We start from the raw sequence: 12,203 nt of genomic DNA, 5'->3' as shown, positions 1-12,203 counted from the left end.
GCCTCGGATATTTCATCCCGCACCCCGCTGCAGGACCTGTTTTATGACGCGGGAAGAAACCTCCAAATATACCGAGGGCGTGAAAGACGGAAAGATCAGACAGTTTAGCTTTGCAATGGACGCGCGTTCTATCATTACGTACCCCGCTTATCCGCAACAGCTGCAAAAAGGCTGGATGGAGATCCGGGGCATTGCCTGGAGCGGCCGCGGAAAAATATATAAAGTAGAAGTTAGCACCGATGGCGGCAAAACCTGGCAAAACGCCCGCTTGCAGGACCCGGTGCTCGATAAAGCACATACAGCCTTCCGTTACCTCTGGGAGTGGAAAGGCGGCGAAGCCGAGCTCATGAGCCGCGCCATCGATGAAACAGGTTATATTCAGCCCACGATGAAGCAACTGATCGACGCAAGGGGAAAGGATATGGGTGGGTATCATTTGAATCCGGTTACTTCGTGGTTGGTGCAGCGGAACGGACGGGTGTTGTTTAAGGGTTGACAGGTTGATACGTTGACTCGTTGACTCGTTGACACGTTAACACGTTAATACGTTGACATGTTAACACGTTGACCAGTTGATCGGTTGACCAGGAAGTTGATAGCGTTGATAAAGTTGACAGATTTGACAGAGTTGACAGGGGTGAATACAGGTAGGCGATCTACTGCCTTTCATGTCTGCCGTCTGCCGTTTGCCGTCTGCCAATTTCACAAATAAACGAAATGAATGTAATGAACACACATGATGCAATAGTAGTAGGTTCCGGTCCCAACGGCCTCGCGGCTGCCATCACTTTGCAGCAAGCCGGCGTAAAGGTGCTGTTGCTGGAAGGAAAGAAAACGATCGGTGGAGGATTGCGTACAGCGGAGCTTACGTTGCCTGGTTATTTACATGATATTTGCTCGGCCATCCATCCCATGGCGGTAGCTTCTCCGTTTATGTCGCAATTGCCTTTACACGAATATGGGCTGGAATTTATAGAGCCGGAAGTGGAGGCTGCGCATCCCTTTGATGATGGTACGGCAGCCGTGTTGAAAAGATCCATTTCAGCAACAGCCCGGTTGCTGGGTAAAGATGAACAGGCTTATGTAAAGTTCATCCAACCCATAACAGAAATGTGGCCCGATATAGCGCCTGATATCCTGGGGCCTTTCCATTTTCCCAAACATCCTTTGGCAATGGCGAAGTTCGGGTTAAAGGGACTGACCTCTGCCAACTATTTATCACGGGAATTTCAAACCGCCAAAGCAAAAGGTTTGTGGGCCGGGATGGCGGCGCATTCCATTCAACCTTTAACGGGTGCTACCACTTCGGCTATTGGTTTGGTTTTGATGGCGGCCGGACATTTAAAAGGCTGGCCGGTACCCAAAGGGGGCTCGGCATCCATTGCCAATGCACTGGCGGCGTACTTTGTTTCCTTAGGCGGAACAATTGAAACGAATAGTTATGTGCGGTCAATCGATCAGCTGCCGGCAGCCAAAGCAGTGTTGTTCGATGTTACGCCAAAACAGTTATTGGCAATCGCTGGTAACCGGTTTAACGCAACTTATACAAAGCAATTGCAGCGCTACCGGTATGGCATGGGCGTATTTAAAATTGATTGGGCATTGCAGGAGCCGATCCCTTTCACCGCGTCTGAATGTCGCCAGGCTGGAACGGTGCATATTGGAAATACCATAGAAGAGATTGTTGAAAGCGAACGGTTATCATCGGCAGGTGTTCATCCTGAAAAACCGTTTGTCTTACTGGCCCAGCCAAGTGTGTTTGATGCCACGCGGGCCCCTGCTGGTAAACACACGGCCTGGGCCTATTGCCACGTGCCCCACGGCTCCACCGTTGATATGACAAGTGCAATCGAAAACCAGGTGGAAAGGTTCGCACCGGGATTCAAGGACTTAGTCCTGGCAAGGCATACTTTCAATACACAACAGCTGGAAGCGTATAATCCCAACTATATCGGCGGCGATATCAATGGCGGCGTTATCGATCTCAGGCAATTGTATACCCGGCCGGCTATGCGCTGGTCGCCCTACACTACGCCTGCAAAAGGCATCTACATCTGTTCCTCGTCAACGCCACCGGGTGGAGGTGTGCATGGTATGTGCGGATATCATGCCGCACGCAAAGCCCTGCAAGATATATTTGCTATCGATCTGAAAATAGATTAAACCAAAAATATTAACTTAACTAACGGGATTCCCCAGCTAAATAATTATAACATGTCGTACCAGAATGTAAACGCAGACAACCAGACAACCTTACAACCAGCGAAATTACCCGGGAACCTGTGGCTGCCTCTTTGGTCTTCTCCTTTTTGATCCCCACCACCATCACTGCTAATGTAGGTGGAACTTTAAAAGGGCTTCGTACCGTATGGTTTGCCCTCGCTTTTGTATCTATTGGCCTGGAAGCGCGGTTTGGCGACCTCGTAAAAACCGAAGGCGGCCGCCCGGCGCTCACATTTATCGGGGCACAGTTTTTTAATGTCCTCTGGACCCTTTTATGGGCTTACCTGCTGTTTGGCGGTTACCTGTTCCCTGTTCCGGATATAAAATAACTCCAAACAGTAAATATTTGTATACCGCCAGATTGGTACGGTATCTGTATTTTAGCTGCCGAAAATAAATAACATGCAGCGTAGCCGATATTCATTACTCGTTATCAGTATCCTGTTTTGTCAGTATTCCCTGTTTGCACAATCTGCCAGAATGCGGGAAGACTTTGATAATAACTGGACGTTTCATTTGGGTGAGGCAGCCAATGCCAAAGCCTCTGAATTTGATGATGCCTCGTGGCGCAAACTGAACCTGCCGCACGACTGGAGCATCGAGTTGCCATTTGATTCAACCAGTCCTACCAATAACAGCGGCGGTTGTTTACGCGGCGGGCTGGGCTGGTACCGCAAAACATTTACCGTACCGGCTACCGACAAGGGCAAGATCATTTTTATAGATTTTGACGGTGTATACCGCAACAGCGAAGTGTTCATCAACGGGCATTCGCTGGGCATGCGGCCGAATGGATTTATTTCTTTCCGCTATGAGCTCTCCCAATTTTTGAATTATGGCGGTAAGAACGTGATTGCTGTAAAAGTAGATAACAGCCAGCAGCCCAACAGCCGCTGGTACAGCGGCAGCGGTATTTATCGCAATGTATGGCTGGTAAAAACCGGTACTACCAATATTGAAAACTGGGGAACCTATGTAACTACACCCTCGGTGTCTGCTTCCTCTGCAAAGGTTACTGTAACCACTTCATTAACCGGTACCGGCGAATATTGTGATGTTACCACCACCATCCTTAATGCCGCTGGCGCTCCTGTTGGCACCCAAACACAAAAAGGATTGCACATCGGTTCATTACAAACCCTGCCGCAAACATTCAGTATAGGATCACCTGTTCTCTGGAGCCTGGAGAATCCCTATCTGTACAAAGCGGTTACCAAGGTAATGAGCAAAGGAAAGCTCACCGATGAGTATACCACTAACTTTGGCATTCGCAGTTATAAATTTGATGTGGACAAAGGATTTTTCCTCAATGGAAAACAGGTGAAAATTGTTGGGGTATGCAATCACCACGACCTGGGTTGTTTGGGCACAGCCATCAATACCCGGGCGTTGGAGCGGCAATTACAGATCCTGAAAGGTATGGGCGTAAATGGCATTCGCACCTCGCATAACCCACCTGCGCCTGAGTTACTCGACCTCTGCGATAAAATGGGTTTTATTGTAATGGACGAAGCCTTTGATATGTGGAAGCACCGCAAGGTAGATTTCGATTACAGCAAAGACTTTGACGAATGGTATAAGCAGGACCTGAAAGACCAGGTGCTGCGCGACCGCAATCACCCCTCGGTATTTATCTGGAGCCTGGGCAATGAAATTCCCGAACAACATGGAAAAGACGGCGATACTACCGGTATGGCTTTGCTGCGCGAAATGCAACGCATCGTGCGCAGTCTCGACGACCGGCCAACCGTTACCGCCAACAACCATACAGACGATAATAACCAGTTGCTGAAATCGGGCATCGCTGACCTGATCGGTTACAACTATAACCAGGGTATCTGGATGCCAGAACATGTACAAAAGAAATGGGGACGCAAACCGTTCATCGTAACGGAGTCGGTATCGGCCCTGCAATCAAGGGGGCATTATGATCAGCCGTCAGACAGCATGCGGGTTTGGCCCCAACGCTGGGATGCTCCCCTCAAAGGCGCCAATGCTGACTTTACCTGTTCAGCTTATGAAAATTGTTATACGCCCTGGGGATCGTCTCATCTGACTACGTTAAAAGCGTTTTTAAAATACGAAAGCGTAAGCGGCATGTTTGTGTGGACGGGTTTCGATTATATAGGCGAGCCAACACCATACCCCTGGCCGGCCCGTAGTTCTTATTTTGGTATTGTTGACCTGGCCGGGTTTCCGAAAGACGTTTATTATTTGTACCAGAGCCTGTTCACTACCAAAAATGTCTTGCATTTGTTCCCGCACTGGAACTGGAAGCCCGGACAAACAATTGACATGTGGGCTTATTACAACAATGCCGATGAAGTAGAGCTGTTCATAAATGGGAAATCGCAGGGTATAAGAAAGAAAACCGGTGATGACCTGTATGTGATGTGGCGCGTGCCGTTTGAAGCAGGCAAGGTAGAAGCCATCTCAAAAAAGAATGGAAAAGCAGTAGCTACCCAGGTGATAAAAACAGCCGGTGAACCCGCGAAGCTAATTGTACAGGCCGATAGAAGCGCCATTAAAGGCGATGGAAAAGACCTGTCGTTTGTAACGGTAAAAGTGGTAGATGCAGCCGGTAACCTGGTGCCCGATGCTGCTAATGAAATTCAGTTTAAAGTAAGCGGAGCCGGGTTTATTGCCGGTGTTGATAATGGTTGTCAAACCAGCCTGGAGTCATTTAAAGGCAGCCAGCACAAAGCATTCAATGGCTTGTGTTTGGCCGTAGTGCAATCAAACGGAAAACCGGGAGTTATAAAACTACAGGCGCAGGCAGCAGGATTAGCCGGTGCAAGCATCGATATAACGGGTAAGTAATCACTTACCCCCTAAAAATACTTTACCCGAACTTACAAGCATGTACCAGGTGCTTGCGAGTTCGGGCAAAAGCAGCGAATATCTTCTTAATCAATAACAGTGTTGCTAAAACGGAAAGATGAGCTGTCTACTATTGGAAACAGCCTGCTGATAACGACTGGAAGGTGTCAGCAATTAACTCGCTGAACTTCTTAGACGTTGGTGAAGGCGCAACAGTGCCTTGTTCAGTCAACACTACATTACCAACCTGGTAGTAATTGGTGGTGTTGTTGTCGAAAATTTTAGTAACGCTATTATTTTTGAAATAATAGCAACGGCTAAAATTCAACGAATCTGTTGTAAACACGTAATTGGCCTTCATGATCTCTCTGTTGGCCTTGCTGTAGAACAATTCAACCCAGTATTTACCTTCACGCGCTTTACCACGGAAAGAAGCATGATCCAAATAATTATTTGCATCAATACCAGATACCATTGAATCGATCGTAGGCTTTTGGTTCACAAAATTGATCATGGGTTGTGCCGGCGCCTGCGTAGCTGTGGTCTTGTTGCTCACGTACTTTGCAGTAGTGTTCTGGGCCAGAGCGGGTACGGCGGCTACGGCGGCAAGAAGGACTGTAAACAATCCGATTTTCGTTTTCATATACGAATGGGTTTTATTAAAACTACACAAGATATTTTGATTGTGCAATAGCATAGTTAAAAAAGGTTTTTGGAGGGGAAATCTACGATTGCGCTGATTTTCTGTTATATCTGCTGGTATTCAACATATTGGGACTTTGCTGAATTTTTCAGCAAGGTAATTGGGGAGCATTAGAAATTGATTAGCTTTCCACCCAAAACAGGTAATAAAAGTTATTGGCGGGCGTTACTAAGAGTTATTAGTTATCAACGTGTGAAAGCGTGTTGAAACTTATAAACAGCTTGTTTTCATCATTAGTTTTAACTTAATTTCGTCCGCTGATTTTCCTTAGATAAAACGTACAAAATCGTAATACACTCAATGAAATCAATAACCTGGTTCACGCGCCCAAGTCGCCTGGTTGTAGCAGCCTGTCTGCCTATTATTTTGAATGCCTGTTCCAGTGGAGAGGCCAATACCGCTAAAGCCCAAACAACATCCGATTCTACAAAACCAGCAGTAGAAGAAAAACCTGCTGCTCCGGATGTAACCAAACCCGCTTTAACGCTCGATACAGCAGTTTTCAATAAGAATAACCTGCATTTGGCAAATGGCGATTCTTCAGGCCGCTGGCCCGTTAAAACGCCCTATCCCAATGCCGGTGCTGTTCTGCCTTATAAAAGAATTGTAGCTTATTATGGTAACCTGTATTCAAAAAATATGGGTGTGCTGGGTGAATATCCACCAGATGAAATGCTGAAAAAACTGGGTGATGAATGTAAAAAATGGGAAGCTGCCGATCCTGCTATGCCGGTTCAGCCCGCCCTTCATTATATTGCCGTAACTGCCCAGGGGGCTCCCGGCAAAGACGGTAAATACCGTTTGCGCATGCCGTTCAAACAAATTGATTCCATCCTGAAAATGGCAGCGCGCATCAACGCCCTGGTTTTTCTGGATGTACAGGTAGGTTTCAGTAATGTACAGGCAGAAATTCCCCTGCTGGAGCAATACCTGAAGATGCCGCACGTACACCTGGGTATCGATCCTGAGTTCTCTATGAAAACAGGAAAAAGACCCGGTTCTGTGATCGGTACCATGGATGCCTCGGATGTAAACTTTGTAAGCAATTACCTCAGCAACCTGGCCAAAGCCAATAACCTGCCGCCCAAGATCCTGGTAGTGCACCGCTTTACCCAGAACATGGTTACCAATTACAAGAATATCACTATTCATCCCGATGTTCAGATCGTAATGGATATGGATGGCTGGGGTGAACCTTCGCTGAAACACGACAGCTACAAAGCATACGTTTGGAAAGAGCCTGTTCAGTTTGCCGGTTTCAAACTGTTCTACAAAAATGATATCCGCAAACAGAACAGCCACATGTTAACACCGCAGGAAGTACTGGCCGAAAAGCCGCAGCCGGTGTACATACAATATCAGTAAAAATACTATAGGTAAAAATATCAGGCCCTTCCCGACTTGTCGGGAGGGGCTTTTTCATTCCCACCCATCCCAAAAATCTCACCCGTCCCAGTTCAGACTTTGATTTTAAATGTGTACATTTAAGTACATTGATTGATACCCTTCGAACCCTGAATTTAATCCATGGGCAGGCAAAGGGCAGAATGGAATCAGTGGTTGCGATCAGGCAACCATTTCCCAAAAATCCCGGAAATCCCACCCATCCCATTTCAGACAACCAACCGGTTCAGAATAATTATCGTACAAGTAAGTATAGAAGAATTTTTTGTGGCCCCTATTAAAACTTGGATGAAAAAATATTTACTCTGTTTTGCTGCGATATTTTTGGCGGCAGCTGGCTATTCCCAGTTGCAGACCTGTCCAACAAACATCAATTTTGGAACGGGCGACCTCTCTTTTTGGTCAGCCACAACCGGGTTGATAAATGGGCCCACTCAATCATATCCTGCCCCAAACACCGGTCTTACTACTATTCCGGAATATTCCCTCAGCAATACGGGCATCCAGGTAATTACCTCGCCTACCAGCGACCCGTTTGGCTTTTTCACCACTGTGCCTACCATTAATGGATATGCTTACAAATATTCCATTATGCTGGGGTCAAGCACCACCTCCCGCGCACTGGGGCAAACCGGCCGTAACCCGGGTGGTTTTATCCGAGCAGTTACCTATGTAATTGATGTGCCGGCCGGGTCAACATCAGATCCTTATACCATGACCTATGCCTACGCCATGGTGCTGGAAAACGGTACCCATAATTCAAATGAACAACCCCTGTTTAAAGCTACTTTAAGCACCCACGATAGCGTTATCACCTGCGCCTCGCCCGGTTATTACCTGCCAACTTTTAACAATGCAGCCGGTGGTAATGGCGGCTCGGGAACCGGCGCCACGCTCGATTCCGCTACGGCCAAGGCCAATGGATTTACCAACAGCCCGGTTCCATTCATGAACTTTTCCGGCACCAATACCAACGGCACCCTGTTGTATGATATCTGGACGAAGGGCTGGACCGAAGTTACTTTCGATCTGTCGCCCTACCGGGGTCAGCAGGTTACACTCACTTTTGAAGCCGATAATTGCCGGCCGGGCGCTCATTTTGCCTATGCCTATGTGGCCCTGCGTAATACCTGTGCCGGACTGCAGATTAGCGGAAAACAAATTGCCTGTACCAATACTACGGTGGAATATTCGGTGCCGGCGCTGGCTGGCGCCTCCTACGATTGGACGGTCCCTGCAGGCTGGACGATCAACTCCGGGGCCAATAGTAATATTATAAATGTAACCGTGGGCGCCAATGGCGGCAAGGTTACCAACCACGAAGTAAATGGCTGCGCCGATCTGCGCGATACGATCGATATTACTACCATGCCGCCAACGGTGGCTGGCAGAATTATGAGCGATACTACCATTTGCTCGGGTACCAATGTACCGCTATCCCTGGCAGACGAAGTAGGGGGGGTGCTGAAATGGGTGTCATCAACCGATGGTGTTACCTGGCGGGACATTGCCTCCACCAGTAATAAGTATACAGCGCAAAACCTGACTGCCTCCACCCACTACGCGGCGTTAGTGCAAAATGGTTCGGCCTGTTCCATCGATACGAGTTCGGCTGCATTTGTTACAGTTGATTCCAAGTCGGTTGGTGGCAAAGTAACGCCAGAGCTTTCCAATATCTGTCTGAACGAAACCACGCGCCCCCTGTTGACATTGGTTAACAATATCGGCTCGGTACTAAACTGGCAATCTTCATTTAACAGCAGCAGCTGGGGCAGTTTTTCACCTGCTTATCAAAATACCACTTACCAAACCGGTCCCATTACGCAAACGCAGTACTACCGGGCTGTAGTGAAAAGCGGGGTTTGTCCTGCCGATACCAGTGATATGGCCACCGTCAGGTTTTACAACGTACCGGCGCCCCAGGCAACCATCGATCCTCAAAACAGTAACATCTGTTATGGTAAATCAATCCTGCTGAATGCCACCATTACAACGGGCACCAATTATGCCTGGGGTAACAGTGTGCCATTGTCGCCTGGCGGCAGTGGGGTAGTGCCTTCTGTTCCATACAGTATCAGCACCACTGCCACGCCAAAAGTTACTTCTAATGTGGTGTTGTCGGTAACCAATGCCGGTTGTCCCAATCCGTTAAGAGATACTTTTCATATAGAAGTTACCAAACCCATTATTGTACATGCAGGCAACGATACTGCAGTGGTAATCAATCAGCCCTTACAATTCAATGCATCGGTAAATGATCCCAATGCCAATCGCTGGACCTGGGCGCCGCCATTTGGGTTAAACTCCTCCAGTATTTCAAGCCCCCTTGGTTTGTATAACGAAGGCGCGCCGGCAGCAATAACCTATGTTGTAACAGCGGAAACGGCGGCCGGTTGCTACGGAAATGATACCATCACAGTAAAAATATTTAAAACAGGCGCTTCCATCTTCATGCCTTCCGGCTTTACTCCCAATCACGATGGCCGCAACGATGTGATCCGCCCCATTCTGGCAGGTATTAAACAGTTGATCTTCTTCAGGGTGTACAATCGCTGGGGGCAACTGGTATTCAGTACCAGCGAAGTAAACAAGGGCTGGGATGGAACCATAAACGGGTCCCAACAATCATCCCAGAATTTTGTGTACATGGTGCAGGCCATAGATTATACCGGCAAGACAATAGTGCAGCGGGGAAATTTTGTGTTGGTGCGGTAATATTGTGCATCAAAAATGCTGCACTCACTCCCCAAACGTCATAGACGACAATTACGAATGTGTTGCTAATACGGTTTATGTATTCTTTTTTTCACACATGCATATTTTGACATAACAATAACGCTATCATTAAGCGATAATTATAATTGATTGCAGGTGCAATTAATTTTATTTGCTCAAAAGGTGCCGTATTTATAACTTGGTGCCGGTACAAACTGTATTTCTCTGTTTCATCTATTATCCTTTGACGACGAACCAAAGAGCACTAATATGACAGATGAGCAAATTATGCAGAAAATCCTGGAGAAGGATCCTGAGGCGTTTAATGAGGTGTATAATAAACTTTATCGCAAATTGTTCCTGTTTGCCAATAGCCTTATCGCCAACACGGAAGAAGCCAGGGATATCGTGACTGAATCGTTTATTAAACTTTGGTCTCAGGAAAACTATTTTTCCAATATGACTCACCTGCAGGTGTACTTCTACACCGTTATAAAAAATGCATGTATTGATTATTTACGCAGAGATAAACTGAAAGCAAAAATCGAGAACCGCCTGGTTAAGGAAGAACACATCACCGAAAATGTTATTGAAAAAAAATACCAGGAAGCCGAGCTGGTGCAGATTTTATACGATCGCATAAACCAGTTGCCCGACAGAATGCAGCAGGTTTTCAAGCTCACTTATTTGGATGGGTTCAGCAGAACGGAGGTAGCGCAAATGTTGAACCTTTCAGAAAATACCATCCGCAATACCAACGCCGCCGCCATGAAAGCGCTTAGGCTTACCCTTGGGGTTGAACAGGTAATGATCCTGATCTTTATTGCTCTTCTGTTTATGATGGCTGCCTAGTGGTAATCCCCTAGATAACTTTTTAATTCCCTGATTTGAAATTTGTTGCCGTTTTGGTTTTAATATGTCACATCCCGAAAGTACAGATCCGCACAAAAAAAGTATAAAAATTATCAACGGTACTGGTACAAAACTTTCACTCATCCGTATTCATATAGCCCGGAGCTTTTGATAACCCTGATAAAACATTGTGTAATGAAGGACAACAGCATCATCAATGGAATAATTATAAAAGTAATTACCGGTGAAGAGCTTACCTCAGCGGAAAGCACAATGTATGAGGAATATATTTCAGACGAAGGAAACCGCCGGTTTGTGGAGCAGTTTAAAAATGATGCCTACCAGCTTCAGAAACTGAAAGAAATTCATGCCATTGATGTAGCAGGTGGCAGGGCTATAATTGAAGAAGAATTAAATAGGAATTATGGAAAGCAGGTAGATATAAAAAGACCGAGAAAGTTATTTCGGGATGTAGCAACCTCAGCAGCAGCAGTATTGGTTATACTGTCTGCTGCTTATTTTTTATGGCACAATAATCCGAATAAATCTGCCGGACTAAAAGAGGATGTGAAGGTGGCTTCAAAGGTGATCGGGCCTGCACAAAGAATGGCTTCCCTTACCCTGGCCGATGGCAAAAAAATCCTGCTGGATAGCGCCAAAGCCGGTCAACTGGCCCAACAGGGCGGATCGGTTGTTGTAAATGAGAACGGCACCCTGAAATACCAGTCCAAAACAGCTGCCCAGGAAATAATATATAATACCCTCACTACAGCCTATGCCCAAACTTATAGTATGGTACTGGCCGATGGCAGTAAAGCATGGTTGAATGCCGGCGCCTCCATCCGGTACCCGGTTGAATTTTCCGGTAACGAAAGAAAAGTAGAAATAACCGGCGAAGTATATTTTGAAGTAGCCCACGATGCTGCCAAACCATTCATCGTTCATGTAACCGGCCAAAAGGGTCCAATGGACGTACAGGTATTAGGAACTCACTTTAATATTAATGCATATGATGACGAACCGCTGATGAAGGCAACTTTATTAGAAGGGAGCGTGAAAGTTACCAAAGATGCCGCATCAGTTTTATTAAAGCCCGGAGAACAAACATCAGTATCTCAGTCATCCCAGCTATCCCAACCAATCCCGGTTCAGACAGACGCCGTAATTGCCTGGAAGAATGGCATATTCAGTTTTAAAGATGCAGATATCGATGTAGTGATGCGTCAGTTAATAAAGTGGTACGACATTGAAGTGGTGTATGAAGGTGTTAAGCCATCCGATAAAATAAGTGGAGAAATGCAACGGAATTTAACGCTGCCGCAGGTAGCTGAGAACCTCGATTTCATGACCGGTTTGCATTTCCGGGTGGAAGGAAGAAAACTGATCGTTCCGGCTGCCTCACCCAATGATTCCCATAAGAATGATAAGCAACCTATATAGTTCATTTCTATTTTCCCCCTATGCATATTTCCCTGTAAAAACGATT

Annotated in this window: 9 protein-coding genes; 8 read left to right on the top strand and 1 reads right to left on the bottom strand. The window is 46.6% G+C overall.

Annotated elements, in window-relative coordinates:
- Nucleotides 1-43 precede the first annotated feature (43 nt).
- From NIAKO_RS20255 to NIAKO_RS20240, 4 genes are all read left to right on the top strand, one after another.
- Nucleotides 44-496: a molybdopterin-binding protein gene (locus tag NIAKO_RS20255; RefSeq protein ID WP_049815576.1), complete on the top strand. Its 453-nt coding sequence runs from the start codon at nucleotides 44-46 to the stop codon at nucleotides 494-496.
- 221 nt (nucleotides 497-717) lie between these two features.
- Nucleotides 718-2,163 carry a phytoene desaturase family protein gene (locus NIAKO_RS20250; RefSeq protein WP_014220312.1) on the top strand — a complete coding sequence of 482 codons (1,446 nt, stop codon included), beginning with the start codon at nucleotides 718-720 and terminating at the stop codon, nucleotides 2,161-2,163.
- 119 nt (nucleotides 2,164-2,282) lie between these two features.
- Complete coding sequence (locus NIAKO_RS20245; RefSeq protein WP_041347060.1) at nucleotides 2,283-2,552, top strand: hypothetical protein; 270 nt, start codon at nucleotides 2,283-2,285, stop codon at nucleotides 2,550-2,552.
- A 73-nt stretch (nucleotides 2,553-2,625) separates the two neighbouring features.
- Nucleotides 2,626-5,043: a glycoside hydrolase family 2 TIM barrel-domain containing protein gene (locus tag NIAKO_RS20240; protein ID WP_014220311.1), complete on the top strand. Its 2,418-nt coding sequence runs from the start codon at nucleotides 2,626-2,628 to the stop codon at nucleotides 5,041-5,043.
- Between the two features lie 130 nt (nucleotides 5,044-5,173).
- Here NIAKO_RS20240 and NIAKO_RS20235 read toward each other — a convergent pair whose 3' ends face one another.
- Nucleotides 5,174-5,686, bottom strand: coding sequence for a hypothetical protein (locus NIAKO_RS20235; RefSeq protein ID WP_014220310.1), 513 nt, complete (start codon nucleotides 5,684-5,686; stop codon nucleotides 5,174-5,176).
- Nucleotides 5,687-6,046: 360 nt separating this feature from the next.
- Here NIAKO_RS20235 and NIAKO_RS20230 point away from each other — a divergent pair, with 360 nt between their 5' ends.
- The 4 genes from NIAKO_RS20230 to NIAKO_RS20215 all read left to right on the top strand — a co-directional run bounded on the left by NIAKO_RS20230 (nucleotide 6,047) and on the right by NIAKO_RS20215 (nucleotide 12,157).
- Nucleotides 6,047-7,111: a hypothetical protein gene (locus NIAKO_RS20230; protein ID WP_014220309.1), complete on the top strand. Its 1,065-nt coding sequence runs from the start codon at nucleotides 6,047-6,049 to the stop codon at nucleotides 7,109-7,111.
- A 327-nt stretch (nucleotides 7,112-7,438) separates the two neighbouring features.
- Complete coding sequence (locus NIAKO_RS20225; RefSeq protein ID WP_014220308.1) at nucleotides 7,439-9,865, top strand: T9SS type B sorting domain-containing protein; 2,427 nt, start codon at nucleotides 7,439-7,441, stop codon at nucleotides 9,863-9,865.
- Between the two features lie 270 nt (nucleotides 9,866-10,135).
- Nucleotides 10,136-10,717: an RNA polymerase sigma factor gene (locus NIAKO_RS20220; protein WP_014220307.1), complete on the top strand. Its 582-nt coding sequence runs from the start codon at nucleotides 10,136-10,138 to the stop codon at nucleotides 10,715-10,717.
- A gap of 195 nt (nucleotides 10,718-10,912) precedes the next feature.
- On the top strand, nucleotides 10,913-12,157 hold the full coding sequence (locus tag NIAKO_RS20215) for a FecR family protein (RefSeq protein WP_014220306.1): 1,245 nt from the start codon (nucleotides 10,913-10,915) through the stop codon (nucleotides 12,155-12,157).
- Nucleotides 12,158-12,203: the final 46 nt, after the last annotated feature.

The sequence above is a fragment of the Niastella koreensis GR20-10 genome, assembly GCF_000246855.1.
GTDB lineage: Bacteria > Bacteroidota > Bacteroidia > Chitinophagales > Chitinophagaceae > Niastella > Niastella koreensis.
Note: the sequence above shows the minus strand (reverse complement) of the source record. Positions and strands in the feature narration are given on the sequence as shown.